The sequence below is a fragment of the Mesorhizobium sp. CO1-1-7 genome, from assembly GCF_020164885.1.
GTDB lineage: Bacteria > Pseudomonadota > Alphaproteobacteria > Rhizobiales > Rhizobiaceae > Mesorhizobium > Mesorhizobium australicum.
In genome coordinates, this window is record NZ_JAIUHA010000012.1 from 25,770 (window position 1) to 52,014 (window position 26,245).

Sequence of the window (26,245 nt, forward strand, 5' to 3'; positions counted from 1 at the left end):
CAAGGTGACCTGAAAACCATCGCCTAGAGCCGGATGATTTCAGGTCCGTTCGATCTGAAATCCGAATCCGCCTCTTTCGGCGTCATGCTCCAGGGAGACATCAAGCATGGCCGGAACTTTCGTTATCGCGCAGGGCGGCGGCCCGACCGCCGTCATCAACCAGACAGTCGTGGGCGCCACGCTGGAGATCCGCAGGCGCCATCCCGGCGCCAAGGTGCTGGGCTCCCTGCACGGCGTGCGCGGCATCCGTGACGGCAACTATGTCGACCTCTCCGCGATCCCGGAGGACCGGCTGCGGCTGATCGCCGGAACGCCGAGCGCCGCCCTCGGGTCGACGCGCGACAAGCCGGATGCCGCCTATTGCGAGGTCATCCTGAAGGGCCTGCAGAAGGCGGGCGCCGACGCTTTCATCTATATCGGCGGCAACGACACCTCGGGCACGCAGCAGATCCTGACCGATGCCGCCGGCGGCAAGATCGCTTTCGTCCATGCGCCGAAGACCATCGACAACGATCTCGAGGAAAACGACCATACGCCGGGCTTCATGTCCGCGGCCGAATTCGTCGCTGGCGCCTTCCTGTCCGTCGATCTCGATTTCCGCGCACTTCCCGGCATCTATGTCGGCATCGTCATGGGCCGCCATGCCGGCTTCCTGACCGCGGCGTCGGCGGCCTGGCAGCTCGATTCCGACAGCGGCCCGCATCTGGTCTACGTCCCGGAGCGGCCGTTCTCCGCCGCCGGTTTCATCGACGACGTGCGCGCCACCCTCGACCGCCACAAGCGCTGCATCGTCGCCGTGTCGGAAGGCGTCAGCACCGCCGACGGCAAGGCACTGGTCGAAAGCCTGGTGCCGGCGGACAAGCTCGAGCGCGACCAGCACGGCAACGTGAAACTCTCGGGCAGCGACCTGCCGGCGGCGCTCGAACGGGCATTGGCCGAGGGGCTGCCGGGCAAGCGTGCCCGCGTCGACGCACTCGGCTACATGCCGCGCGGTTATGTCGGCTCCATCAGCCCGGTCGATGCGCAGGAGGCCTTCGATGCCGGCGCCTTTGCCGTCGGCGTCGCCGAACAGGGCGGCGGCTCGGTGGCGTTGCAATATGATGGCAGCAAGATAGTGCTGAAGAAGGTGCCGCTGAAGAACGTCGCCGGCAAGACCCGTCACATGCCCGACGATTTCATGAAGCCCGACGCCAACCAGCTGTCCGAGGCCGGCATGGCCTATCTCAAGCGGCTGGTGCCGGAAAAATACAAGGTCGGAAAGCCGTTCGTCTGATGCCGGGTTCGCTTGATGCCCGGCTCACACTTGATGCCCAGGCTCATCCTGATGGATAACTGGTTCTCCAGGCGCATCGTCGACGGCAGGACGACGATGCTGACCGAGCCGTTCGTGCACGACTATGTGCGCGCCAATATCTGGCATTTCACCGGCCGCGACGCCGACCTTCTGGTCGACACCGGGATGGGCATCTGTCCGCTGGCGCCGGAGATAAAGACGGCCGAAGGCAAGCCGCTTCTGGTCGTCGCCACCCATATTCACCTCGACCATGTCGGCTCGCTGCACGAATTTCCGCTGCGGGCCGGGCCAAGGATGAGCGCAGCGCAATTCGAGAGCATGGATGAGGCCGCGACTTACGCCTACATGTTCCACGATCTCGAGGGCGCCGTTTCGAAATTGCCGGCGCCTGGCTGGAAGTCGGCCGACTATGCGATAGCGCCGGCACCGTTGACGCGTATGCTCGACGAAGGCGACGTGGTCGATCTAGGCGACCGCCGGTTTCGGGTGCTGCATCTCCCCGGACATTCGCCGGATTCGATCGCGCTTTTCGATGAGACCGACGGCCTGTTTTTCAGCGGCGACGCCATCTATGACGACACGCTGATCGACGATTTGCCGGATTCCGACCGGGAGGCCTATCGCAACACGATGCGCCGGCTGCTCGACCTGCCGATCAGGATCGGCCATGGCGGCCACGGCCCGAGCTTCGACGGCGGGCGCATGCGCGAAATCGCGTCGGCCTATCTGCGATCCGTAAGCGCACTCTGAATTAAATCTTCGTAAGGTCGGGCTAAAACCCTAAATCGCGCAGATCGGCGCCCTAGATAGTTGTTGTCGATCCGGCCGGCTGCCATGCGTGGCGAGGCAGGCAACCCGGGCCGTCGGCACGCTGACGGGCACTTCTCCCAGGAAGACCCACGGCGCGGATCAACCCCTCGCCCGGACAGAACGACCATGTCAAACCTGAGCATTCTTCGTAGGCATCGCATCGCCGCCCTGCTGGGCGCCGCGCTGCTGGTTTCTCCCTTTGTCGTCTCATTCGCCGACAGCGCGAACGGCGTCGGCACGGGCAACACGGTTGCAACGACGCAGACCCCCGTTGCCGGGACCACGGCCCCGAGCGGTTCGTTGGCGCCGATCGTGGCCACGACCAAGCCGGCCGTCGTGACCGTGACCACGGTCATGAAAGGACAGCCGGAAGCCATGAACGAAGCGTCGCCCTTCGATGGCGCCTCGCCCTTCGACGATTATTTCCGCCAGTTCTTCGGCGATCAGGGCATGCCCGCTCCCAAGACGCCTCCGCAACAGCGGTTGCCGCGGGCCGAAGCGCTCGGTTCGGGCTTCATCGTCGGTGCCGACGGCACCATCGTCACCAACAACCATGTCGTCGACGGCGCTTCCTCGATAAAGGTCACGCTCGACGACGGCACGGAGCTCCCGGCCAAGCTGGTCGGTCACGATGCCAAGAACGACCTCGCCGTGCTGAAGATCAACGCCGGCAAGTCGTTGCCAACCGTGAAGTGGGGCGACTCCGACAAGCTCATGACAGGCGACCAGGTGCTGGCGATCGGCAATCCGTTCGGCATCGGCACCACGGTAACAGCCGGTATCGTCTCGGCGCGTGGCCGCGACCTGCATAGCGGGCCGTTCGACGATTTCATCCAGATCGACGCGCCGATCAATCACGGCAATTCCGGCGGCCCGCTGGTGGACGTCAATGGCAATGTCGTCGGCATCAACACGGCGATCTATTCGCCCAATGGCGGCAGCGTCGGTGTCGGTTTCGCCATTCCGTCGGACCAGGCCGAGAAGGTGGTCGCCAAGCTGATGAAGGGCGGCAACATCGAATACGGCTATCTCGGCGTCGAGATCCAGCCCGTCACCCCGGATGTGGCAAGCGCCATCGGGCTGGACCGTCCCAGCGGTGCCTTGGTCTCGCAGGTCAATGACGGCTCGCCCGCGGCCAAGGCCGGCGTAGAGACCGGCGACGTCATCACCGGCTTCGCTGGCCAGGACGTCAAGGATCCCAAGGACCTGTCACGAGCCGTCGCCGACGTCGCGCCGGGTGCCAAGGAGAGACTGGATGTCTGGCGCAAGGGCAAGGCCATGCAGATCTCGGTGGAGGTCGGGCGCAACAGCGACGATGTGAAAACGGCATCGACGGATGACTCGAGCGCGCCGGGCACCGGGCAGGGTTCCCGCGTGCCGGCCGTCGGCCTCGGCTTGATGGATATCACGCCGGACATCCGCCAGCAGATGAACCTCCCCGAGAACGAGCACGGCGCGGTGGTTGCGAGCGTCAATCCCGACAAGCCGGCAGCGACTGCCGGCATCCAGCCGGGAGATGTCATCGTCGCCGTCAACCAGGCTCCGGTGAAGAGCGCCAGGCAGGTGACCCAAGCGATTGCCCAAGCCGGCAAATCCGGACGCAAATCGGTGCTGCTTCTGGTGGAGCGCGGCGACACCCAGATCTATGTCGCCGTGCCGTTCGCCAATGGCTGACACATAAACAGCGGCGGGGCGGGCTTGTGGAGCGCCCGCCACGCCCAGTCTATCGGCTACAACTTGCGCAGCGCCACCTCCTCGATCAGGTGGTCGGCGCCCTTGCGCAGGATCAAGTCGGCGCGGGCACGCGTCGGCAGGATGTTTTCGCGCAGGTTCTTCAGGTTGATGTTGGTCCACAGGCCCTCGGCGATCGCCTTGGCCGCATCCTCCGACAGCTGCGAATAGCGGTGGAAGAAGGAGTCCGGATCGCGGAAGGCGGTTTCGCGCAGCCGCATGAAGCGGGAAATATACCAATTGTGGATCAGCTTCTCGTCGGCATCGATGTAGATGGCGAAGTCGAAGAAGTCCGACAGGAAGGGCACGATCTTGCCGTCCTGCGGCAGCTTGCCCGGCTGCAGCACGTTGATGCCTTCGAAGATCAGGATGTCGGGCCGGTCGATGGTCACGAACTCGCCGGGGATGACGTCATAGGTAAGGTGCGAATAGACCGGCGCGCGGACATCGGGCAACGCCGACTTGATGCCTGAGAGGAAACGCAGCAGCGCGCCGACATCGTAGCTGTCGGGGAAACCCTTGCGCTCCATCAGGTTTTCGCGGCGCAGCACCTCGTTGGGCAGCAGGAAGCCGTCCGTGGTGATGAGGTCGACCTTGGGGCTCGACGGCCATCGCGCCAGCAATTCCTTCAGCACGCGCGCCGTGGTCGATTTGCCGACCGCGACAGAACCGGCAATGCCGATGATGAACGGCGTCTTGGCCACGTCGGCGGCGTTGAAGAAGGCCTGGCGCTGCCGGAACAGAAGCTGGCTCGCCTCGACATGCGCCGACAAAAGCCGCGACAAGGACAGATAGATGCGCTTGACCTCTTCGAGGTCGACCGGGTCGTTGAGCGAACGCAGGCGGCGGAACTCGTCCTCGCTCAGCGTCAGCGGCGTATCGGCTCGGAACCGCGACCATTGCTCGGCTGAGAAGAAGCGAAACGGAGAATATTTCTCGGTTGGCGCGAGCTGATCCATCGAGATACCTGCCCTTCCTCCCGATCAGCCCTTGGGCCGCGACGCCTTCTCGGCGATGCCCGAACGCCCGGTACGGGCTTCGAGCTCCTTGAGCACGTCGTTCAACGGGACACCCGAGATGCCGAGAACGACAAGCCAATGATATATAAGATCGGCGCTTTCGGAAACGAGGCCCTGTTTGTCGCCCTTGACGGCGGCGATCACGGTCTCGACCGCCTCCTCGCCGAGTTTCTGCGCCGCCTTGTCGATGCCCCGGGCGTAAAGCTTGGCCGTCCACGAATCCGGATCGCCGGAATGGGCGCGGTCGCTGACGATTTTTTCCAGGTAGGAGAGCGAAAACTCGGCCATGTCGATCTATCTTCTTGTTTAAACCGGGTTTTTCCCGAAAGCCGGCTTCGGGAGCATGCTCTAGGACCTGTTGCCCAGCGAGTCCAGCCGCATCGGCAGGCCGGCCTTGGCCATATGCGCCTTGGCTTCGGCGATGGTGTAGGTGCCGAAATGGAAGATGGACGCCGCCAGCACAGCACCCGCATGGCCGTCGCGAATGCCTTCGACCATGTGGTCGAGCGTGCCGACGCCACCCGAAGCGATGACCGGCGCGCGCACCGCGTCCGACACCGCGCGGGTCAGCGCGATGTCGTAGCCGGCCTTGGTGCCGTCGCGGTCCATCGAGGTCAACAGGATCTCGCCGGCGCCGCGATCGACCATTTTCCGCGCGAATTCCACGGCGTCGATGCCGGTCTTCTCGCGCCCGCCATGGGTGAAGATCTCCCAGCGGTCGGCCTCGCCGGGGCCGGAGATTTTCTTGGCGTCGATGGCGACGACGACGCATTGGTTGCCGAACTTGTCGGCGGCTTCGGCGACGAAATCCGGGTTCTTCACCGCCGCCGTGTTGATCGAGACCTTGTCGGCCCCCGCCAGCAGCAATCTTCGGATGTCGGCCACCTGGCGCACGCCGCCGCCGACGGTCAGCGGCATAAAGCATTGTTCCGCGGTGCGGGCGATGACGTCGAAGATGGTCTCGCGATTGTCCGACGAAGCGGTGATGTCGAGAAAGCAAAGCTCGTCGGCGCCGGCGGCATCATAGGCCTTGGCGGCCTCCACCGGATCGCCGGCGTCGATGAGGTCGACGAAATTGACGCCCTTGACGACACGGCCGTCCTTGACGTCGAGGCAAGGGATGACGCGGGCCTTCAGCATCAGCGGCCCTCTATCGTGGCAAGCAGATCGTTGAGCAGCTGGCCGACCAGCGGCGGCACATCGGCCTGGGCATCGAAGGCCGGATCGTAAGCGGAAACGGTGATGCCGACGACCGGTACCGCAAGCGCCATGGCGCAGGCCGCGTCGCGCAGCTGCTCCGGGTTCGGTCCGCCTGATGTGACGTAACGGTTGGCCTGCAGCGCCTTGGGATCGTGCACGTCGAGATCGAGATGCATGTGCACGCTGTTGGCGCCGGCGGCCTTCAGTTTTTCCGTCGCTTGCGCCACGCCTGGACATTCCGTCCGGATGACAGGCAATGTTTCGAGTAGTTCTTCCTCCGCCGGATCGAGATCGCGGGCGTTGACGAGCACGCAGCGCGCGGGATCGATCGGCCTGAAGCCGGGAATGGCGGCCGCCATCGGACGCCAGCACAGGCCGAGCACCGTCGACAGCGCCATGCCGTCGAGAAAGCCGTAGACGGACGTCTCGGGCGTGTTGAGGTCGCCATGCTGGTCTGCCCAGATGATCGCGTCGGCGCCTTCGCCGGCGACCGCGCCGGCTGAAGTCAGGCAGTTTCCGGCCAGCACGATGGGAAACCGGCCCCTGTCGCGGGCCATGCGGACCTCGCCCGAGACGGCGTTGCAGACGGCAAAACCCGTGGCGATCTCGCGCTCCTGGCCGTCGCCGACCCTGCCGATATCCTCGACCGTGACGTCGTGGCCGGCAAGGGTCAGGGCATCGACAAGCCCGCCCGATATCAGCGCGTCGGGCCCCTGGCCCATGCCGCCATGATAGTGGCCGCTGTCATAGGAGGCCAGGATGAGCGAAACTTTCACGACCGCGCCTCCATCGCCGGCCGGCCCCGCAGGATCGCCAGCGCCTCTGTGGGATCGATGCGGCCGTCATAGAGGGCACGGCCCGAGATCGCGCCTTCGAGTTTTCTCGCATCGGGCATGGTCATGCGCACGATGTCGGCGATCGAGGCCAGTCCGCCCGAGGCGATGACCGGGATCGACACGGCGTCGGCAAGGTCGATGGTGGCGTCCCAGTTGATGCCGGTCAGCACGCCGTCGCGGTCGATGTCGGTATAGATGATGGCGGCGACGCCGGCGCCCTCGAATTTCCTGGCCAGTTCGATGACGCCGAGGCTCGAGGCTTCGGCCCAGCCTTCGACCGCTACCTTGCCGCCCTTGGCATCGATGCCGACCGCGACCTTGCCCGGAAATGCCTTGCAGGCCTGCCTGACCAGATCGGGATCGCGCACCGCCACCGTGCCGAGGATGACGCGGGCCAGCCCACGGTCGAGCCAGTCCTCGATCTGCTCCAGCGTGCGAATGCCGCCGCCGAGCTGCACCGGGTTCTTCGTCGCCTTCAGGATGGCCCCTACCGCGGCGCTGTTGACGCTCTGGCCCTGGAAGGCGCCGTTGAGGTCGACGACATGCAGCCACTCGAAGCCCTGCCCTTCAAAGGCTTTTGCCTGCGCGGCGGGGTCGTCATTGTAGATCGTCGCGGTCGCCATATCGCCGTGCTTCAGCCGCACGCATTGGCCGTCCTTGAGGTCGATGGCTGGAAACAGGATCACTCAGGCACCCTCGACGATCGCGAAATGTCCGGTCGAAGCCGCCAGCCTGTTCTGCAACGCTGTCTGGTAGGCTGGCGATCGATAGCAGCTGAGCGCGGTTTCATAAGAGTCGAACTCGACCACCACCTGCCTGCCAAATTCCGACCCTTCGGGATTGGTCACTTGTCCGCCGCGCACGAGATAGCGGCCTCCGAAAGACGAAACCGCGTCGCCGATGGCGTCGCGGTAACGCTGATATCCTTCCGGGTCTGTCACCGTCAGCATTACCAGCCAATAGCCCTTCTTGCCCATGGTTCAGGGCCTCCAGCGCAGGAAATTGGTGATCAGCGCCAGGCCCAGCGCCTGGCTCTTCTCAGGATGGAACTGCGTGCCAGCGAGATTGTCACGGGCGACCGTGGCCGTCACCGGGCCCCCATAGTCGGCGACCGCGAGGATCTCGTCCGGTTTTTTTGCGTCGAGATGGTAGGAGTGGACGAAATAGGCATGCAGTCCCGCCGCGCCGGTCGGAATGCCGGAGAACAATGGGTGCTTATGCCTCAATTCGATCGTGTTCCAGCCGATCTGCGGGATCTTCAGCGCCGGATCGGAAGGCGTGATCTCCTTGACGTCGCCCGATATCCAGCCGAACCCGTTGGTGACGGTCTTTTCGAGGCCGCGCTCGGACATCAGCTGCATGCCGACGCAAATTCCCAGGAAAGGCCGGCCCTTGGCGATGGCGACGTCCTCGACCGCCTCCCACATGCCGTCCACGGCACGCAGGCCGGCCGCGCAATCGGCGTAAGCGCCGACGCCGGGCAGGACGATGCGGTCCGCGGTGCGCACCCGGTCGGCATCGGCCGTCAGGTCGATCTCGGCCGCGATGCCGGCCTCGCGCGCGGCGCGCTCGAAGGCCTTGGTGGCCGAGCGCAGATTGCCCGAACCGTAATCGATGATCGCAACCCGCATCTCAGCGCCGTCCCGGAATGTGGGTCAGCCCCAGCGCCATGCCTGGCTGTGCCGGGCGCGCCAAAGCGGCATCTGGGACGATGCGCGGCGCGGGTGCCGCTTCATCCGAAAGCCCTTCGACCTCAAGGGCATAGCGCATGTCGGCGTCGGCGAGCCAGCCGGCCTCGACGACGCCCCACTCATGCCAACCGCGGCGGCGCAGTGCCGCGATGCGCAAGCCCTGTCCTTCCAGTCCGACATAGAGCGAGACGAGCAGCGACAAAAGCGAGCCGGCCACACCGAGCCCAAGTCTCTCGCCAAGCATCGACAGCACGCCCATGACGACAAAGGCGAGCGCCGCTTCGACCCACATCCGGTGCCAGGCAAGCCACAGCGGCGGCACAAGCAGGCCGAGCCAGGTGAAGCCGTCGCGGACTAAGGTTGTCGTGTCGACTTTCTCGCTGCGGCCAGGCGGCTCCATCACGACATAGGCGGTCATGAGGCTATCCCTTCAAAGAACCCTTGGTGGAGGGAACCGCGTCAGGCTGGCGCGGATCGCGCTCGAGCGCGGCGCGCAGCGCGCGCGCCACCGCCTTGAAGCAGGTCTCGGCGATATGATGGTTGTTGGCGCCATAATGGTTGGTGACATGCAGCGTGATGCCGGCGTTCTGCGCCAGCGCCTGGAAGAATTCGCGCACCAGTTCGGTGTCGAAGGTGCCGATCTTGGGCGACGAGAACGACACGTTCCAGACCAGGAAGGGGCGGCCCGACACGTCGATCGCCGCGCGCGTCAGCGTCTCGTCCATGGCAAGGTCGATCGAGGCGTAGCGCATGATGCCGCGCCGCTCGCCCAGCGCCTTGCTCAGGGCCTGCCCGAGCGCGATGCCGGTGTCCTCGACCGTGTGGTGGTCGTCTATATGCAGGTCGCCCGTCGCCCTGACGGTCATGTCGATCAAGGAATGGCGGGAAAGCTGGTCCAGCATATGGTCGAAGAAGCCGACGCCGGTGGCGATGTCCGATTTGCCGGAGCCGTCGACATGGATCGACACGGAGATGTCGGTTTCCCCAGTCTTGCGGCTTGCATCGGCGGAACGAGGCGCCATCACTCTATCCTTGTGCCAGTGGTTCAGATCGTGACCGGTTCACGGGTCTCAAGCGCTCGCTGGCTTGAAAACGAGAGCCTTCTAGCAGCATGATCCGGCGATTGCCAGTTGCGATCCCGGCCGCTATCGAGCGGTTTGCAATCATTGGCCCCGTGCATACATATGGCCGATCAAGTCACTCGTACCGCGCCAAATCGCCTTTTGAAGGGATGGTGCGAATCGGAGCCAAGAAATGTCCAATGAATTGACCATGCACGCCACGACCATCGTGACCGTGCGCAAGGGCAACAAGGTGGTGATCGCCGGCGACGGCCAGGTCAGCCTGGGCCAGACCATCATGAAGGGCAATGCCCGCAAGGTCCGCCGCATCGGCAAGGGCGGCAATGTGATTGCCGGTTTCGCGGGCGCCACCGCCGACGCCTTCACGCTGCTGGAACGCCTCGAAGCCAAGCTCGAACAATATCCCGACCAACTGACGCGCGCCTGCGTCGAGCTCGCCAAGGACTGGCGCACCGACCGCTATCTGCGCCGGCTGGAGGCGATGATGCTGGTCGCCGACAAGTCGGTCTCGCTGGCGCTGACCGGCAATGGCGATGTGCTGGAACCCGAACATGGCGTCATGGCCATCGGTTCGGGCGGCAATTACGCGCTGGCCGCGGCGCGCGCGCTGATGGACACCGACAAGGATGCCGAGGAGATCGCCCGCAGGGCGATGCAGATCGCGTCCGACATCTGCGTCTACACCAACAACAATTTCGTCGTCGAAACGCTCGATGCGGCCTGAAGCAGACCATGACCCCGCACGGTGGGAACCGGTTTTCGGAAAAGATCATGGTCAAACGAGAAAGTAGCTACGATTTTCGGCCGGTGACCAAAAAGGATCTCCCGATGATCGCCGGCTGGCTCGCCGAGCCGCATGTCGCAGAGTGGTGGGACGACCCCGTGACGGAAATCGCGGAGATTGCCGATCACATAGACTCGATTTCCGTCGAGCCGCTGATCGTTGAGCTCGACGGAAAGCCGATCGCCTATCTGCAGAGCTATGACCCGCATATGGAAGACGGCCATCCCTATGCCGATCAGCCGTTCGGCACGCTGGGCATCGATGTCTCGATCGGCCGGCCGGAACTGATCGGCATCGGCCATGGCTCTGCCATCGTGCGTCAGTTCGTCGAAGACCTGTTCGAGGAAGGCGTGCCGCGTGTCATCATCGATCCCGACCCCGCCAATCTCAGGGCCATCCGCGCCTATGAAAAGGCGGGTTTCCGGGCCATTGATCGCAGGCAGTCGATCTATGGCGACGTCGTGCTGATGGCGATCGATGCCGAAGACGCGCAAGAGGGGTAATCCAGGGCATGGTCATATCCAGCGAGGACAAGGGCCTTTCGGCCTACGAGGACAGCTGGCGGATGGGGCTGCTGCTCGTCGCCGGCCTGCTCGTCGCCCAGGCTCTCACGCTCTATCTGATGGGCCATCCGCCGATCTGCACCTGCGGCTATGTCAAGCTGTGGCATGGCGTGGTGAACAGTTCGGAGAATTCCCAGCACATTTCGGACTGGTACACCTTCTCGCACATCATCCACGGCTTCCTGTTCTATGCGCTGGCCCGGTTCCTGTTCCCGCGCTCGCCGATCGGCTTGCGGCTGGCATTCGCCGTCCTCGTCGAGGGCGGCTGGGAAATCCTCGAAAACAGCCCGTTCATCATCGAGCGCTACCGCGCCGGCACCATTTCGCTCGATTATTACGGCGACTCGATCATCAATTCGGTGTCCGACACACTGGCCATGGTGCTGGGATTTGTGATGGCGCGAAGGCTACCTATATGGGTGATCGTCAGCCTCGCCATCCTCTTCGAACTGGGTACCGGCTACCTTATCCGGGACAATCTTACACTCAACGTGATCATGCTGCTGCATCCGTTCGAGGCCATCAAGCAGTGGCAAAGTGGAATTTAGTGATATGAGCACATTTTCTCCCCGCGAAATCGTTTCGGAACTCGACCGCTTCATCATCGGCCAGAAGGACGCCAAGCGCGCCGTGGCCATTGCCTTGCGCAACCGCTGGCGCCGCCAGCAGCTCGAAGGCCAGATGCGCGAAGAGGTGATGCCGAAGAACATCCTGATGATCGGCCCGACCGGCGTCGGCAAGACCGAGATCTCGCGCCGCCTGGCCCGGCTGGCCGGCGCGCCGTTCGTCAAGGTCGAGGCGACCAAGTTCACCGAAGTCGGCTATGTCGGCCGCGACGTCGAGCAGATCATCCGTGACCTGGTCGAAATCGCCATCGGGCTGGTGCGCGAAAAGATGCGCGAGGACGTGAAGGCACGCGCCCATGTCAACGCCGAGGAACGGGTGCTGGAAGCGCTGGTCGGCAAGACGGCGAGCCCGGCGACGCGCGATAGTTTCCGCAAGAAGCTGCGCGACGGCGAACTCGACGACAAGGAAATCGAAATCGAGGTGGCCGACACCGGCAATGGCGGCATGCCCGGCTTCGAAATTCCCGGCATGCCGGGCGCCAATATCGGCGTGCTCAACATCAACGACATGCTGTCGAAGGCAATGGGCGGCAAGAAGACCAAGCTGCGCAAGACGACGGTGAAGGAATCCTACGACCTGCTGGTCAGCGACGAGTCCGACAAGTTGCTCGACCAGGACGAGGTGGTGCGCCGGGCTCTGGACGCAGCGGAAAATGACGGCATCGTCTTCCTCGACGAGATCGACAAGATTGCCGCCAGGTCGGACATTTCGGGCGGCCCGTCGCGCGAAGGCGTGCAGCGCGACCTGCTGCCGCTGGTCGAGGGCACCACGGTGGCGACCAAATACGGGCCGTTGAAGACGGACCATATCCTGTTCATCGCCTCGGGCGCGTTTCACGTCTCGAAGCCGTCGGACCTGTTGCCGGAATTGCAGGGCCGCCTGCCGATCCGCGTCGAACTGCGTGCACTGGAGAAGGACGATTTCGTCCGCATCCTGACCGAGACGGAGGCCAGCCTGATCAAGCAGTACATCGCGCTGATGAAAACCGAAGGCGTCGAGCTGACCTTCACCGACGACGCCATCGATTCGCTGGCCGGCGTCGCCGTCGACCTCAACGCCAGCATCGAGAATATCGGCGCGCGGCGGCTGCAGACGGTGATGGAGCGGGTGCTGGACGAGATCTCCTATGATGCGCCCGACCGCAACGGCACGGCCGTCACCATCGACGCCGCCTATGTCCAGAAGCATGTCGGAGACCTCTCCAGAAACACCGATCTGTCGCGGTTCATCCTCTGAACGAAGATGCCGGAGCGGTCCGGCGCGGCATCGAGTAACAACTCCGGCAGGAGCCATGTGTGGCCAGATGGTATCATCTGGCCACCTTTCGTCTCGCCGGATGAAGAGGCGCTCTCGACTCGACCAGGTGCTTTACCTAATTTGCGCGGCAATTCTCTAGGCGGCGGCGCATGAAAAAACTCATCCTGGTCATTCTCGGCTTGACGCTGGCGGCGACGCTGTTCGCCGCCGACGCGGCGACATTGGTGCCGCCGGGAAACCGCAATGCCGAGCAGCCTGACATTCCCGGCGCCTCCAGTCGCCGCACCCAGGCGACCAACACCAGCTTCCAGGCGAAGTATCGCAAGGTCTATGCCTTGCTGCAGAACGACGCCGACCTGCGCGGCAAGATCAAGAAGGCGGCAAGCGCCTATGGCATCGACCCGACGCACATCGTCGGCGCCATCGTCGGCGAGCACACCTACAATGTCGACGCCTATGACCGGCTGCAGACCTATTATGTCAAGGCGATCTCCTACCTCTCGAGCAAGCTCTCCTTCGCCTATGATGGCGAGGACATCAGCGATTTCGTGCAGCGGCCGGAATTCAGGAAGTGCGCCGCGATTTCGGACAGCTACGATCTGTGGGAATGCCGCGAACAGGTTTGGAACCGCTCGTTTCGCGGCAAGACCGTCGGCGGCGAGGATTTCCCCGACAACCGGTTCGGCGCCACCTTCTTCCAGCCCTATTATGCCGGCCAGACCTTCGGCCTCGGCCAGCTCAACCCGCTGACCGCCCTGCAGATGAGCGATCTCGTGCACAAGGTGTCGGGCTTGCCGAAGCTCGACGTCTCCGATCCCAATTCGGTCTACAAGACCATCATGGATCCGGACCTGACGCTTCCTTACGTCGCCGCGACGATCAGGAAGTCGATCGACGCCTATAAGAGCATCGCCGGCTTCGACATTTCGGGCAATCCGGGCCTGACCGCCACGCTCTACAATGTCGGCAATCCGGAACAGCGCGCCTATGCGCTGAAGGCGGAAAACGAAAAACGCCGCGCCACCGGCGAGCCGGAGAAGCTGCCGGAAGAGAATTATTACGGCTGGCTGGTCAACGACAAATTGCCGGAGCTGAAGGCGCTGTTTTAGGGCGGACCCGGCGCGCTGACGTTGATTTGCCAAAGCCGCGCCGCCCCTCATTGTCCTGCCGGACATTTCTCCCCGTGTAGTGACGGGGAGAAAGACGCTGTCATCAATGATTTCGCCAATCGGTGCATGAATTGCGGCGAGGTTGCCATAGCCCCCTTCTCCCCGTTCTACGGGGAGAAGATGCCGGCAGGCAGATGAGGGGCGGCGCCGACATCCACAAGGTGCACGACCCCTATGCCGCCAGCAACGCCTTCAGCTTGACTTCAGGCGATCCCAGCGCGTCCGCCGACGGTTTTGCCCGCTTCGCGATCAGCATCTCGGCCAGCCTGATGTCGCGCGCCACCGCATTGCCCGGGCCGATGCCGCTGGCCGCCACCAGCCTGCCGTCTTCGGCCAGATGAAAGAGGATGAAGGCGCCGTCACCGAGATCGCGGCGCACGGTGCTACGGCCTTCGTCGGACAATCCCGCGATCTGCAGGGACAGGCCATACTGATCCGACCAGAACCACGGCACAGCGGCATGCGGCTCGCCGGCGCCCAGCATGTTCTTCGCCGCCAGTGCGCCCTGTTCCTGCGCGTTGCGCCAGGCTTCCAGCCGCACGCGGCGGCCGCCATAGATGGCAAGCGGGAACGAGCAGCAGTCGCCGGCGGCGAAGATGTCGGGATCGCTGCCGCGCAGTTCTGCGTCGACCGCGATGCCGTTTTCGATGGCCAGGCCGGCCTCCGCCGCCAGCCCGGTCACCGGCACGGCGCCGATGCCGATCACGGCGAGGTCGGCAATGATCTCGCGCCCGCCGGCAAGCGTCACCCGCACCTCCTTGCCGTCGTCGGCGATGGCGGAGATGCCTTCCCCGCAGATCACGTCGACACCCTCGGCGACATGCGCGTCATGGATGATTTCGGCGATCTCGGCCGGAACGCCGCGCATCAGGATGCGCGACTGCGCCTCGATGACGGTGACATCTGCGCCGAGCTTGCGCGCCGCCGCGGCAAGCTCGAGGCCGATGAAGCCGCCGCCGATGACGGCGATGCGATTGCCGGCGCTGAGATGAGCGCGGATGGCCAGCGCATCGGCGAAGGTCCTGAGATAGACGCAGCGCCCGCCAAGGCCAGGCATCGGCAGCTTGCGTGGGGTCGAGCCAGTGGCCAGCAGCAGCTTGTCGTAGGGCAGCACCGAGCCGTCGGACAGGCGCACCGTGTGCGCCGCGCGATCGATCGCGATCGCCTGAACGGAATGGATATGCCGGATCGCTTTTCCCGCCAGGATTTCGTCGCTGGCGATCGCCTTGATTGCAGGCGCGTCGCTGGCCATCGCCTCCTTGGACAGAGGTGGCCTCTCATAGGGCAGATGCGGCTCGTCGCCGACCAGCGTCACCGGCCCGTCATAGCCGAGATCGCGCAGCGTCAGTGCTGCCCGTCCGCCGCATTCGCCGGCCCCGATGATCACCATTCCCGGCGCCATGCCCTTTACCCGATCTGAACCAGCACTTTGCCGGCGTCGACCTTGACCGGATAGGTCCTGAGGTTGACGCAGACCGGCGCGCCCCTGGCCGCGCCCGTCTTGTAGTTGAAGCGGCCATTGTGCTTGGGGCATTCGATGATGTCGTCCATCACCAGCCCGTCGGCGAGATGCACCTTCTCATGCGTGCAAAGTCCGTCGGTGGCGAAATAGTCGTCGTCCGGGCTGCGATAGATGGCGAAGGTGCGCCCGCCATGATCGAAACGCATCACATCTTCTTCGTCGATGTCACCGGCGGCACAGGCCTCGACCCAATCGCTCATTCAGTCCTCCCCTGGAGTTGTCGGATGTCATTCCGCCGCCGCGGCGACGATGTCGTTGTGGAATTCCTCGCGGTACGGCCTGGCGGTCGGCGGCAGCTCGCGCTTGAGGAAATAATCCTCGTTGCGCAGCTGGCGGCGGAAGGCCGGGATCATCTCGCGGTAACCGGCCAGGATCGAGGGCGTCGGCGCCGGCAAATCGTGCTTGATCAGCGCGTGCAGCCTGGGCAGCGCATGGTAGGGCACCATCGGGAACATGTGATGCTCGACATGGTAATTCATGTTCCAGTAGATGAAGCGGCTGATCGGGTTCATGTAGACGGTACGGCTGTTCAGCCGATGATCGGTGACGTTGTCGGCAAGGCCGCCATGCTGCAGCAGGCCGACCATCACATGATGCCAGGCGCCGTAGAGCCGGGGCAGGCCGACCAGCATCAAGGGCAGGAACGACCCGGTATAGAGTGCCAGCGCGATAGTCGCTGCATAGATCGCCGTCCAGATGCGGGCAATATGGATCGCCTTGGGCTGCTCCTGTTCGGGAATGAAGGTTTTTTCCGCAGCGCTGATGTTGCCTGCGGCGTTGCGCAGCATGTCCGACATCGCGTGCCAGGCGTCGAGCACGCCGACAAAACCGAGGACGAGGCGCGCCAGGTCCGGCGGCCGCATCACCGAGATCTCGGGATCGCGGCCGACGATGATGGTGTCGGTGTGATGGCGCGTGTGGCTCCAGCGCCAGGTCACCGGGTTGCGCATGATCATGAAGCAGGCGATCTGATAGACCGCGTCATTCATCCACTGCGTGCGAAACGCGGTTCCATGGCCGCATTCGTGCCAGCGTGAATCGGTCGACGAGCCGTAGAGCACGCCATAGACGAAGAAGAACGGCACGCACCACCAGCTGCCCCAGAACCAGGCACCGCCGGCGCCGCTGACGATGAGGGCGGTCAGCCAGATCGCGGTGTCGCGGATCGCCGGGCCATCGGAGCGCTGCATCAGCTCCTTCATCTGCTTGCGGGGAATGTCGGTGTGATACCACTCGGCGGCCGACAGGCCGTTCTCGACGGCAAGCCGGGCGTCGCGGCCGATCAGGCTGTAGTCACGCCGGGACGGCGCTGCGGTCATGATTGCCTCCCAAGGCAACGGGCTCGATACCCAGAAATAACGCCGCGCCATGATAGACTCAACATCACAAAGATAGTTTCTATCATTTCCTATCAAAGTAAGGTATCGATATCAGGCAATCGAGCGAGGACGATCATGGCGAAACGGCCGACCATCACTGATCTGGCGCGCGTCTCCGGCGTCAGTGTCGCCACGGTGGACCGCGTGCTCAACAATCGCTTGCCGGTGCGCGAGGAAACGGCGCGCCGCGTCTACGAGACCGCGACCGAGATCGGCTATCATGCCGCCGGCCTGATCAAGCAGAGGATGCGCCACGAGCTGCCGGAATACCGGCTGGGCTTCCTGCTTTTGAGAGGCAACGACGTCTTCTACACCGAGTTCGCGCGGCAGCTCGAACTCGCGGTGTCGCAATCGCAGCGCTTCCGCGGCGTCGCCATCATCGACTTCGCCAGTTCGCTGACGCCGGATGAAATCGTCGAGCGCACGCGCAAGCTGGCGGCCAAATGCAGGGCGGTCGCCCTGGTCGGGCCCGATCATCCGGCGCTGACGGTCACCGTCGAGGAGATGAAGGCCAAGGGATTGCCGGTCTTTTCCCTGCTGTCCGACTTCGCGGCCGGCATTCGCGAGGGCTATGTCGGCCTTGACAACCGCAAGGTCGGCCGCACCGCGGCCTGGATGATCTCCAAGGCGGGGAAGCGGCCGGGCAAGGTCGCGCTCTTCGTCGGCAGCCACCGCTTCCACGGCCATGAACTGCGCGAGATCGGCTTCCGCTCCTTCTTCCGCGAGCAGGCGCCGGACTTCACCTTGCTGGAAACGCTGGTCAATCTCGAGGCCAACCAGATCACGCAGGACACGCTGCTCGACCTGCTCGGCCGCCACCCGGACCTCGTCGGCTGCTATGTCGCGGGCGGCGGCATGGAAGGCGCGGTCGCGGCGCTGCGGCAGGCCAGGCCCGCCGAGATGCCGGCGGTCGTCTGCAACGAGATATCGGCGGTCTCGCGGTCCGCCCTGGCGGACGGGGTGCTGACCATGGTGATCTCCACGCCGCTGGCTGCCTTGTGCCGCGAACTGCTCGGCCTCATGGCGCATGCCATCGAGACGGGCGCGGCCAACGCACCCGGCCAGACCTTCCTGCCGTTCGACATCTACCTGCCCGAGAACATCTAGCGAGCTTTGGTCTAAAGCATAGCGCCCGACCTGCATCCAAATTGACGCATTACCGATCGCTAATATATACATACCCAATGGACGGGGATGGGTTTGGGTACATCGCTTTTGGGAGCGACGAGCTCTATGCGCGTGGCGCGCTCTTCAGCGCGCTTCGCTTGCTTCACTATTGCCCGGGTGCCAGGATCACGGTGCTGACCGACCGACCCTCCATTTTCGACGGCTATCCCATCGAAGTGATCGAGCTCACGGCCCAGAGACAGACCGAGATGTCCTTCGGCAATCGATACAGATTTGGCATCAAGGCCGCCGGCATCATCGATCTGCTTCAACGTTGCGAGCGCCTGTTCTTCATGGATGCGGACATGTATCCGACCGGCGACATATCGCGCTGTTTCAACCGAATTTCAGCCTTGTCCTCGATAATGTGGCGGTGCGAAGGGCGCCCAAAGGCTCCCTATCGCTCGCTCGAAGGCGAGGGGCTCTCCATTGGAGGCCGCATCCTGATCGGAGATGAAACGATGTGGGCGAGCGGCGTCCTTGGCGTTCATCATCACAACATTCCGGCGCTGGAGCGAGCATACGCGGCCAGCGAGAAAGTCAGTGAAATCGTGCATTTGCACACCCCGGAACAATTCTGTACCGGCGTCGCGCTATCCCAGGATGGGCGAACGATCAGCCGCCACTGGCTGCCGATCCGCAACTACAGTACCAGGGGAAAGAAGCTCCATGCCCGAAGGCGAATTGGAGCTTTCTTCGATCTCAACGGCAAGCTCAGTGTCGAACGGCAGGTGAAGCAGGCGGCGTCGTGCAGGGTCTGGAGAGCGCCGCTCGACCTCTTGTTGCAGAGAGACATCTGGCATTTCTGAACGCCATGCCATCGCCCGCCGACGGCATCCAAGGAATGGACCCGGCGCGCAGACGCCGTCGGCTCCGCACCGCATTCCCGTGTCCGCCAAAATCGCACATCCGGTTCTGGAATCTCCCTTGACGCCTCCCGAGCAAATGGAATAAATATTTCACCAGTCACGTATTTTGGTTCTTTCGTTCCGGAACATCTGTTTCATCAAGAGGCCTTGGCGTTCCAGCAAACGGCAGGCGCAACCCGGGGAGAGAGACGGTAATCGGGAGAGATTCCCCAGGCAGAACGGGGATTCCGGAGTGATCGGTGCAACCGGACACCAAAAGTGGAGGAGAAATACAATGAAGAAACTGCTTTTGGGCGTCGCCTTCGCGGCGCTGATGAGTTCATCGGCCATGGCCGCCAAGATCGGCGTGTCGATGGCCAAGTTCGACGACAATTTCCTCACCGTGCTGCGCAACGGCATGATCGAGCAGGCCAAGGGCATGAGCGGCGTCGAGTTGCAGGTCGAGGACGCGCAGAACGACGTCGCCAAGCAACTCGACCAGATCAAGAACTTCGCCGCTTCGGGCGTCGACGCCATCATCGTCAACCCGGTCGACACCTCGGCCACGCAGGCGATGTCGGATGCGGCGGCCGCGGCCAAGATCCCGCTGGTCTATGTCAACCGCCAGCCGGTCAATGTCGACACGCTGCCAGACAACCAGGCCTTCGTCGCCTCGAACGAGGCCAATTCCGGCACGCTCGAAACCAAGGAAGTCTGCCGCCTGTTCAAGGAAGCCGGCAAGAAGGAAGCCAATGTCTATGTGATCATGGGCGAGCTTTCCAACCAGGCCGCCGTGCAGCGCACCAAAGACATCGACGATGTCATCGCCACACCGGACTGCAGCTTCATCAAGATCATCGACAAGCAGACCTCGAACTGGGATCGCGACCAGGCGCAGAACCTGATGACCAACTGGCTGTCGACCGGCAAGAAGTTCGACGGCGTCATCGCCAACAATGACGAAAGCGCCATCGGCGCCATCCAGGCGATGAAGGCCGCCAACATCGACATGAAGTCGGTTGTCGTCGGCGGCGTCGACGCCACCCAGGACGCGCTTGCCGCCATGCAGGCGGGCGACCTTGATGCCACCGTCTTCCAGGACGCCGCCGGCCAGGGCGCGGGGGCGCTGGATGCCGCGCTGAAGCTCGCCAAGGGCGAGAAGGTCGAGCACAAGGTCTATGTCCCGTTCCAGCTGGTCACGCCGGCCAACATCGACAAGTTCCTGAAGAAGAACTGAGCCGCGGACATACGGAGCGGCGCTCTCGCGCAGCGACAGCGCCGCTCCGCTTCCCTCGGCGCCCGAAGGTGCTCGGGGAACGACCGCGGCTGACGGAGGATAGAAGAATTGGCACAGACATCTCACGGCGTCGGCGGGGTCAGCTATGACGCCAGGAAGCGCACATGGCCGGCCGAATTCAACGTCTTCCTGGCGCTCGTCATCCTCGTCGTCATCTTCGAACTGATCGGCCGGGTCTTTCTCGGCGACAGCTTCCTGTTCAACACCCGCAGCGACGTCTCCGGCCTCTTCAACGAGGCGCGCCTGCAGATCATCATTCTGCAGGTGTCGATCGTCGGCATCATCGCCATCGGCGTCACGCAGGTGATCATTACGGGTGGCATCGACCTGTCCTCCGGCTCGATCGTCGGCGCGACGGCCATGATCGCCATGAGCTTTGCCCAGGTCGCGACCGTCAACGGCAATCCCAACCCTAAGGCGATGTTTCTGGCCCAAGGCTGGACCGACCTGCCCGTGATCGTCCCGGTGCTGGTGGCGATCGGCTGCGGCCTGCTCGCCGGCCTCGTCAACGGCGCGCTGATCGCCTACACGCGCATCCCGCCCTTCATCGCCACGCTCGGCATGATGGTGACCGCGCGCGGCATCGCCAAATGGTGGTCCAAGGGCCAGCCGATCTCGTTCCCGACGGACAGCTTCGCCGCTATCGGCAAGGGCTTGATGCCCGTCATCATCTTCCTGTCGCTGGCCGTGCTGTTCCAGCTGATCATGACCTACACCAGGTATGGCAAGCACTGCTACGCGATCGGCTCCAACGAGGACGCAGCGCGCATGTCTGGCATCAAGATCGCCAACCACAAGATCCTCGTCTATGTCATCGCCGGCATTCTCGCCGCGCTCGCCGCCGTCGTGCTCTCCTCCAAGAACCTCACCGCCCAGGCCGGCATGGGCGTCATGTACGAACTCGATGCCATCGCCATGGCGGTCATCGGCGGCGTCTCGCTGTCGGGCGGCCGCGGCTCCATCATCGGCACGGTGATCGGCGCGCTGATCTTCGGCGTCATCATCTCCGGCTTCACCTTCCTGCGCCTCGACGCCTACTACCAGGAGATGGTCAAGGGCGTGATCATCGTCGGCGCGGTCGTTCTCGACCAGTGGCGCCAACGCATGCGGGCATTGAGGGCTTGACCATGCCAGATATCGTCCTGAAGACCGAAAACCTGACCAAGCGCTATGGCGGCGTGCATGCGCTTGAAGGCGCCAATTTCGAGCTGCGCAAGGGCGAGCATGTCGCCATCATGGGTGACAACGGCGCCGGCAAGTCGACCTTCGTGCGCCAGATCACCGCCGTCGAGCAGCGGACCAGCGGCCAGGTCTGGTTCGATGGCAAGGAAGTGAATTTCGCCGGACCGATCGAGGCCCGCGAGGCAGGCATCGAGACGGTGTTCCAGAACCTGGCGCTGGCCGACGACCTCGACGTGCCGTCGAACCTGTTCCTCGGCCGTGAAAAGGTGCTGTTCAATCTCGGGCCATTTTCGATCCTCGACCGCAAATACATGCGCAAGGCAACCGAGGCGGCGCTGGTCCGCACCGCGGTCAAGATCCCCAATCTCTCCAACACCATCCGCCATATGTCGGGCGGCCAGCGGCAGTGCGTGGCGATTGCCAGAACGGCGACCTTTGCCTCCAAGCTGATCATCATGGACGAGCCCACGGCGGCCCTCGGCGTGCAGGAGACGGCGCAGGTCGAAAACATCATCCGCACGCTGAAGGACAATGGCGAGCCGCTGATCCTGATCAGCCACAACATGCGCCAGGTGTTCGACCTTTGCGACCGCATCGTCGTCTTCCGGCGCGGCCGCATCGTCGCCAATCTGCGCAAGGAAAATACCGACGGGCAGGACGTCGTATCCTATATCACCGGCGCCAAGACCGGCGAGGCGGAACTCGCGGCCTAAGGGCCGGGCTCGGAGGCGATGGTCATCGCCTTCCCGTCGATTTGTCTTGACCGGAAAATCATTCAGCGCCCATGACCGGCGCCCCGCTTCGAACCATCCCCAGAGGAAAATACCCATGACTGTTCGCTTCGCCCTCCTTGGTGCCGGCCGCATCGGCAAGGTCCACGCCCGCGCCGTGGGTTCCAACCCCCAGGCAAAACTGGTCGCCGTGGCCGATGCCTTCGAGAAGGCGGCGAGCGAATTGGCTGTTGCCTATGGCGCCGAGGTGCGCAGCATCGACGAAATCGAGAAGTCCAAGGACATCGACGCGGTCGTCATCTGCACGCCGACCGACACCCATGCCGATTTGATCGAGCGCTTCGCCAAAGCCGGCAAGGCGATCTTCTGCGAGAAGCCGATCGACCTCGACGTCAAGCGGGTCGAGCAGTGCCTGGCCGTTGTCGACAAGGCCAATGCGACCCTGATGGTCGGCTTCAACAGGCGTTTCGACCCGCATTTCGCCGCCGTGCGCAAGGCGATCGACGACGGAGCCATCGGCACCGTCGAGATGGTCACCATCACCTCGCGCGATCCCGGCGCGCCACCCATCGACTACATCAAGCGCTCGGGCGGCATTTTCCGCGACATGACCATCCATGATTTCGACATGGCGCGCTTCCTGCTCGGCGAGGAGCCTGTCGCGGTCAGCGCGCATGCCTCGGTGCTGGTCGACAAGAAAATCGGTGAAGCCGGCGATTTCGACTCGGTCAGCGTCATCCTCGAAACGGCTTCGGGCAAGCAGGCAGTCATCTCCAATTCGCGCCGCGCCACCTATGGCTACGACCAGCGCATCGAGGTGCACGGCTCGAAGGGCATGGTTGCGGCCGAGAACCAGCGGCCGGTGTCGATCGAGCTCGCCAACGAGAAGGGCTATACGCGCCCGCCGCTGCACGACTTCTTCATGACCCGCTACCTCGACGCCTATGCCCTCGAGATCGCCGCCTTCATCGCGGCGGCAACGTCCGGCAAGAAGGCGGCGCCGAGCGGCGCTGATGGCCTCGTGGCGCTGAAGCTGGCAGATGCCGCGCTGAAGTCGGCGACCACGGGCAAGACCATTCGTCTCGACAAGTAAGAACCGGACCCCCAAGGCACAGGAGCAGAGCGATGAGCGCATCCGCCGATCGCAATTCAAACACACGCGCCATCGTCACCGGCGGTGCGCAAGGCATAGGATTCGCGGTCGCCGAAGCGCTGGCCGACGAAGGCTGCCGGGCGCTGGCGCTCATCGGCCGCTCGCAGGAGAAGGGCGACAAGGCTGTTGCTCATTTCAGGAAATCAGGCGTCGACGCGATCTTCATCAGCGCCGACGTCTCGAAGGTGGCCGACTGCAAGCGCGCGGTCGCCACCGCGCTCTCGCATTTCGGTACGATCAACGCGCTGGTCAACGCCGCCGCCACCTCGGCGCGCGGCTCGCTGGTCGAGACCTCAGAAGAGCTGTTCGACCAGATCTTCGACACCAATGTGCGCGGCCCGTTTTTTCTGATGCAGGGCGTGGTGGCGCATCTCTTGGAGAAAAAGGCGCCCGGATCGATCGTCAACGTGCTGTCGATGTCGGCGCATACCGGGCAGTCCTTCCTGACGCCCTATTCGACCAGCAAGGGCGCGCTGATGACGCTGACCAAGAACGTCGCCAACGCTTATCGCTTCAACCGCATCCGCTGCAACGCCGTGCTGCCCGGCTGGATGGACACCGAGGGCGAGGACGTCGTGCAGAAGAAATGGCACGATGCGCCCGACGACTGGCTGGCGAAGGCCGAAGCCGCGCAGCCGATGGGCCAGTTGGTCAAGCCGGACCAGCTCGCGCGGCTGATCAGCTACATGGTCAGCCCGCAATCGGGCGTCATGACCGGATCGCTGGTCGACTACGATCAGAGTGTCGCCGGGTCGTCGCCGGAGTAGGTTCATGCGAGCGATCTGCGTGGCGCACCTTGAACCTATCCTATGTCTGTCTTTGTGAAATCCTGACCGGTGTAGAGCAAAGCCAAATTATATGCCTTGCAACAGGCGTAGGAAAAGCAATCGCCCATATTGAGCTGCGCCGGCGAATCGACACCCTTGCCGTAACTGCGTGCGGCTTCGATGGCGAGCCGCCCGACTTCGGCCGAAATGAGGACCTCGCTGATTCCCAAATCCTGCACGAAACGGTCCACGGCCGCATTCGCCTTTGCGACTGCCGCCGGTTGGATGGGTGAAGGCAGGGGGGTCTTTGAACGCGCCAAGGCCATCGCGGTCTCGAAACGAACGATCGCCGAAATGAAGAAAGGCCCGCCATGGGCGTCCATCCGGGCGGCGAGTTCTCCTGCCGTGGGCTCCGGACGCAACAGAGCGACGACCGCCGAAGCGTCAATGAACAAGCTCATAGTCCCCCTGAAAGCTCGTCCGAATAGGCTCTCATATCGAAGTCAGGATTATCCGCTCCGATTTCGCCAGCCATTCTGACTGCCTCCGCCAAGCGTTCCGATACAGTTTGGACACTGCGGGCGCGCTCAATTTCATGCGTCAGGGCCCGGCGAACCGCCTCGGCTTTGCTCGGCGCCTTCGTGAGGCGCTGCACCTCAAGTACCAGCCGGTCGACTTCCCGGTCCTTCACATAAAGCGGCATTGGCGCATATCCTTTTTGGAATATCCAACATATACCTTCGTACATATTCAAACAAGGTCGCTATCAGGTGCGTGACATTCAACGCGAGTTCAGCTATAGCCCACGCATGATCAACCTGACCGCCACGTATTGGTACTTTAGGAGCTCGCTGGCGGCGGGAGGATTGCGCTCGATCTGAAGATTGCAGCAACAAGATCCGAACAGCCGCCAGACCTGGCGGCTTTTTTGTTTCAGCCGGCAGGTTCCCAAACAGGAGCAGAAAGCCGTGTTGACCACCACAGACGACCTCCGAGTCAAGGAACTGAGACTGCTGAGCACGCCGGACGAGGTGATGCGCGAGATACCGCGCTCACTCACGGCGACACGCACCGTTGCCGCCTCGCGCAACGCCATTCACTCCATCCTCACCGGGACCGACGATCGGCTTGTTGTCATCGTTGGCCCTTGCTCCATCCACGATCCGGTCGCGGCCGTTGATTATGCCAGCCGTCTGGCGGCGCTGCGCGACGCCTTGTCCGACCGGCTCGAGATCGTCATGCGCGTCTATTTCGAGAAGCCGCGCACCACGGTCGGCTGGAAAGGCCTGATCAACGATCCCGACCTGGATGGCAGCTTCAACATCGACAAGGGGTTGCGGATGGCACGCAACGTGCTTTCCGCCGTCAACAATCTCGGCCTGCCGGCGGCGACCGAATTCCTCGATATGACGACGCCGCAATACATTGCCGACCTCGTCGCCTGGGGCGCCATTGGCGCGCGCACGACCGAGAGCCAGATCCATCGCGAGCTGGCCTCGGGTCTCTCCTGCCCGGTCGGCTTCAAGAACGGCACCGACGGCAATCTCAGGATCGCCGGCGAGGCGGTGAAGTCGGCCGCCCAGCCGCATCATTTCATGGCGGTGACCAAAGGCGGACGCAGCGCCATCGCGGCGACCACCGGCAATGAGGATTGCCATGTCATCCTGCGTGGTGGCGTTCAGCCCAACTACGATGCGGCAAGCGTCGAAGCCGCATCGGTCGAACTCGTCCGCATCGGTATCGCTCCCCGTCTGATGATCGACGTCAGCCATGCCAACTCAGCCAAGAAGCCGGAGAACCAGCCCAAGGTCGCGGCCGATGTCGCGGGCCAAGTGGCGGCTGGCGACGAGCGCATCATTGGCGTCATGATCGAGAGCAATCTCGTCGCCGGCCGGCAGGATGTCGTGCCCGGCAAGCCACTGGTCTACGGCCAGAGCATCACCGATGGCTGCATCGACTGGGCGACCACGGAGACGGTGCTGCACGGCCTTGCCGGCGCCGTGGAATGGCGCCGGTCGGCGCGCCGCAACTTGCTGGACAGCCGGCAAGGCGCCGCCTGATCTGGGGGAGCATAAGGGCGGCGCTTCCAGTTTCAGTCTAGGACCATGCCGCTCCTTGGCCCCGCAGCGCTCACCT

General features: G+C 63.6%; 30 protein-coding genes. 16 read left to right on the plus strand and 14 right to left on the minus strand.

Going from position 1 to position 26,245, the window contains the following annotated elements:
- Window positions 1-106: 106 nt before the first annotated feature.
- From LB516_RS24485 to LB516_RS24495, 3 genes are all read left to right on the plus strand, one after another.
- Complete coding sequence (locus LB516_RS24485; protein WP_140620585.1) at window positions 107-1,273, plus strand: diphosphate--fructose-6-phosphate 1-phosphotransferase; 1,167 nt, start codon at window positions 107-109, stop codon at window positions 1,271-1,273.
- A gap of 51 nt (window positions 1,274-1,324) precedes the next feature.
- The gene (locus LB516_RS24490) at window positions 1,325-2,044 is read left to right on the plus strand and encodes an MBL fold metallo-hydrolase (RefSeq protein ID WP_140620608.1); all 720 of its coding nucleotides are present in this window, start codon (window positions 1,325-1,327) and stop codon (window positions 2,042-2,044) included.
- 186 nt (window positions 2,045-2,230) lie between these two features.
- Window positions 2,231-3,778, plus strand: coding sequence for a DegQ family serine endoprotease (locus LB516_RS24495; RefSeq protein ID WP_224597766.1), 1,548 nt, complete (start codon window positions 2,231-2,233; stop codon window positions 3,776-3,778).
- A gap of 56 nt (window positions 3,779-3,834) precedes the next feature.
- Here the strand turns inward: LB516_RS24495 and coaA are convergent, their stop codons facing one another.
- From coaA to hisB, 9 genes are read right to left on the minus strand one after another with little or no spacing between them, the layout of a single operon-like run.
- A complete protein-coding gene (gene coaA / locus LB516_RS24500; RefSeq protein ID WP_140660227.1) occupies window positions 3,835-4,794 on the minus strand; it encodes a type I pantothenate kinase in 960 nt (319 codons plus the stop codon).
- Window positions 4,795-4,818: 24 nt separating this feature from the next.
- The gene (locus tag LB516_RS24505; RefSeq protein ID WP_224683084.1) at window positions 4,819-5,142 is read right to left on the minus strand and encodes a phosphoribosyl-ATP diphosphatase; all 324 of its coding nucleotides are present in this window, start codon (window positions 5,140-5,142) and stop codon (window positions 4,819-4,821) included.
- Window positions 5,143-5,202: 60 nt separating this feature from the next.
- Window positions 5,203-5,997, minus strand: coding sequence for an imidazole glycerol phosphate synthase subunit HisF (hisF, locus tag LB516_RS24510; protein WP_181177739.1), 795 nt, complete (start codon window positions 5,995-5,997; stop codon window positions 5,203-5,205).
- Complete coding sequence (locus LB516_RS24515; protein WP_224642947.1) at window positions 5,994-6,830, minus strand: arginase family protein; 837 nt, start codon at window positions 6,828-6,830, stop codon at window positions 5,994-5,996. The genes hisF and LB516_RS24515 overlap by 4 nt, the downstream gene beginning before the upstream one ends.
- A complete protein-coding gene (hisA, locus tag LB516_RS24520) occupies window positions 6,827-7,576 on the minus strand; it encodes a 1-(5-phosphoribosyl)-5-[(5-phosphoribosylamino)methylideneamino]imidazole-4-carboxamide isomerase (RefSeq protein ID WP_224720500.1) in 750 nt (249 codons plus the stop codon). Before hisA ends, LB516_RS24515 begins: the two co-directional genes overlap by 4 nt.
- Entirely contained in the window at window positions 7,577-7,867 is a 291-nt protein-coding gene (locus tag LB516_RS24525) for a DUF1330 domain-containing protein (protein WP_140711852.1), read from the minus strand. It abuts the gene before it with no gap.
- A 3-nt stretch (window positions 7,868-7,870) separates the two neighbouring features.
- Window positions 7,871-8,521, minus strand: coding sequence for an imidazole glycerol phosphate synthase subunit HisH (hisH, locus tag LB516_RS24530; protein WP_015314583.1), 651 nt, complete (start codon window positions 8,519-8,521; stop codon window positions 7,871-7,873).
- 1 nt (window position 8,522) lies between these two features.
- A complete protein-coding gene (locus tag LB516_RS24535) occupies window positions 8,523-8,999 on the minus strand; it encodes a DUF2628 domain-containing protein (RefSeq protein WP_015314582.1) in 477 nt (158 codons plus the stop codon).
- A gap of 4 nt (window positions 9,000-9,003) precedes the next feature.
- On the minus strand, window positions 9,004-9,603 hold the full coding sequence (gene hisB, locus LB516_RS24540; RefSeq protein ID WP_224720501.1) for an imidazoleglycerol-phosphate dehydratase HisB: 600 nt from the start codon (window positions 9,601-9,603) through the stop codon (window positions 9,004-9,006).
- A 232-nt stretch (window positions 9,604-9,835) separates the two neighbouring features.
- Here hisB and hslV point away from each other — a divergent pair, with 232 nt between their 5' ends.
- The 5 genes from hslV (at window position 9,836) to LB516_RS24565 (ending at window position 14,003) form a co-directional block, all read left to right on the plus strand.
- The gene (gene hslV / locus LB516_RS24545) at window positions 9,836-10,387 is read left to right on the plus strand and encodes an ATP-dependent protease subunit HslV (protein ID WP_015314580.1); all 552 of its coding nucleotides are present in this window, start codon (window positions 9,836-9,838) and stop codon (window positions 10,385-10,387) included.
- A 47-nt stretch (window positions 10,388-10,434) separates the two neighbouring features.
- Complete coding sequence (locus tag LB516_RS24550) at window positions 10,435-10,950, plus strand: GNAT family N-acetyltransferase (protein ID WP_140875915.1); 516 nt, start codon at window positions 10,435-10,437, stop codon at window positions 10,948-10,950.
- A gap of 8 nt (window positions 10,951-10,958) precedes the next feature.
- On the plus strand, window positions 10,959-11,558 hold the full coding sequence (locus LB516_RS24555) for a DUF2585 domain-containing protein (RefSeq protein WP_224720502.1): 600 nt from the start codon (window positions 10,959-10,961) through the stop codon (window positions 11,556-11,558).
- A 4-nt stretch (window positions 11,559-11,562) separates the two neighbouring features.
- Window positions 11,563-12,873 carry an ATP-dependent protease ATPase subunit HslU gene (hslU, locus tag LB516_RS24560; protein ID WP_015314577.1) on the plus strand — a complete coding sequence of 437 codons (1,311 nt, stop codon included), beginning with the start codon at window positions 11,563-11,565 and terminating at the stop codon, window positions 12,871-12,873.
- A gap of 170 nt (window positions 12,874-13,043) precedes the next feature.
- A complete protein-coding gene (locus LB516_RS24565) occupies window positions 13,044-14,003 on the plus strand; it encodes a DUF1402 family protein (protein ID WP_015314576.1) in 960 nt (319 codons plus the stop codon).
- 232 nt (window positions 14,004-14,235) lie between these two features.
- On the opposite strand, the gene LB516_RS24570 is transcribed toward LB516_RS24565, so the two are convergent.
- Genes LB516_RS24570 through LB516_RS24580 form a run of 3 tightly spaced genes read right to left on the minus strand, consistent with a single transcriptional unit; the run spans window position 14,236 to window position 16,904 of the window.
- Complete coding sequence (locus LB516_RS24570; RefSeq protein WP_224720503.1) at window positions 14,236-15,453, minus strand: NAD(P)/FAD-dependent oxidoreductase; 1,218 nt, start codon at window positions 15,451-15,453, stop codon at window positions 14,236-14,238.
- A 17-nt stretch (window positions 15,454-15,470) separates the two neighbouring features.
- Window positions 15,471-15,785, minus strand: a complete 315-nt coding sequence (locus LB516_RS24575; protein WP_015314574.1) for a MocE family 2Fe-2S type ferredoxin — start codon at window positions 15,783-15,785, stop codon at window positions 15,471-15,473.
- A 27-nt stretch (window positions 15,786-15,812) separates the two neighbouring features.
- Window positions 15,813-16,904, minus strand: a complete 1,092-nt coding sequence (locus LB516_RS24580; protein WP_140620604.1) for a fatty acid desaturase family protein — start codon at window positions 16,902-16,904, stop codon at window positions 15,813-15,815.
- Between the two features lie 135 nt (window positions 16,905-17,039).
- On the opposite strand from LB516_RS24580, the gene LB516_RS24585 reads away from it, so the two are divergent.
- The 7 genes from LB516_RS24585 (at window position 17,040) to LB516_RS24615 (ending at window position 24,109) form a co-directional block, all read left to right on the plus strand.
- Window positions 17,040-18,071, plus strand: a complete 1,032-nt coding sequence (locus LB516_RS24585) for a LacI family DNA-binding transcriptional regulator (RefSeq protein ID WP_224720504.1) — start codon at window positions 17,040-17,042, stop codon at window positions 18,069-18,071.
- A 77-nt stretch (window positions 18,072-18,148) separates the two neighbouring features.
- Window positions 18,149-18,940, plus strand: coding sequence for a hypothetical protein (locus LB516_RS24590; RefSeq protein ID WP_224720505.1), 792 nt, complete (start codon window positions 18,149-18,151; stop codon window positions 18,938-18,940).
- 334 nt (window positions 18,941-19,274) lie between these two features.
- Window positions 19,275-20,216, plus strand: a complete 942-nt coding sequence (locus tag LB516_RS24595; RefSeq protein WP_224720506.1) for a sugar ABC transporter substrate-binding protein — start codon at window positions 19,275-19,277, stop codon at window positions 20,214-20,216.
- Between the two features lie 108 nt (window positions 20,217-20,324).
- Entirely contained in the window at window positions 20,325-21,401 is a 1,077-nt protein-coding gene (locus LB516_RS24600; protein ID WP_140660215.1) for an ABC transporter permease, read from the plus strand.
- A 2-nt stretch (window positions 21,402-21,403) separates the two neighbouring features.
- A complete protein-coding gene (locus LB516_RS24605) occupies window positions 21,404-22,171 on the plus strand; it encodes an ATP-binding cassette domain-containing protein (protein WP_224720507.1) in 768 nt (255 codons plus the stop codon).
- Between the two features lie 115 nt (window positions 22,172-22,286).
- Window positions 22,287-23,282, plus strand: a complete 996-nt coding sequence (iolG, locus tag LB516_RS24610) for an inositol 2-dehydrogenase (RefSeq protein WP_140711834.1) — start codon at window positions 22,287-22,289, stop codon at window positions 23,280-23,282.
- 32 nt (window positions 23,283-23,314) lie between these two features.
- Window positions 23,315-24,109: an SDR family oxidoreductase gene (locus tag LB516_RS24615; protein WP_140875909.1), complete on the plus strand. Its 795-nt coding sequence runs from the start codon at window positions 23,315-23,317 to the stop codon at window positions 24,107-24,109.
- A 35-nt stretch (window positions 24,110-24,144) separates the two neighbouring features.
- On the opposite strand, the gene LB516_RS24620 is transcribed toward LB516_RS24615, so the two are convergent.
- Together LB516_RS24620 and LB516_RS24625 are read right to left on the minus strand one after the other, a co-directional pair.
- A complete protein-coding gene (locus LB516_RS24620; protein ID WP_224720508.1) occupies window positions 24,145-24,570 on the minus strand; it encodes a type II toxin-antitoxin system VapC family toxin in 426 nt (141 codons plus the stop codon).
- Window positions 24,567-24,812 carry a type II toxin-antitoxin system VapB family antitoxin gene (locus LB516_RS24625; RefSeq protein WP_140615375.1) on the minus strand — a complete coding sequence of 82 codons (246 nt, stop codon included), beginning with the start codon at window positions 24,810-24,812 and terminating at the stop codon, window positions 24,567-24,569. The genes LB516_RS24620 and LB516_RS24625 overlap by 4 nt, the downstream gene beginning before the upstream one ends.
- Window positions 24,813-25,077: 265 nt before the next feature.
- Here LB516_RS24625 and LB516_RS24630 point away from each other — a divergent pair, with 265 nt between their 5' ends.
- Window positions 25,078-26,169, plus strand: a complete 1,092-nt coding sequence (locus tag LB516_RS24630) for a 3-deoxy-7-phosphoheptulonate synthase (RefSeq protein WP_224720509.1) — start codon at window positions 25,078-25,080, stop codon at window positions 26,167-26,169.
- The last annotated feature ends 76 nt before the right edge of the window (window positions 26,170-26,245 follow it).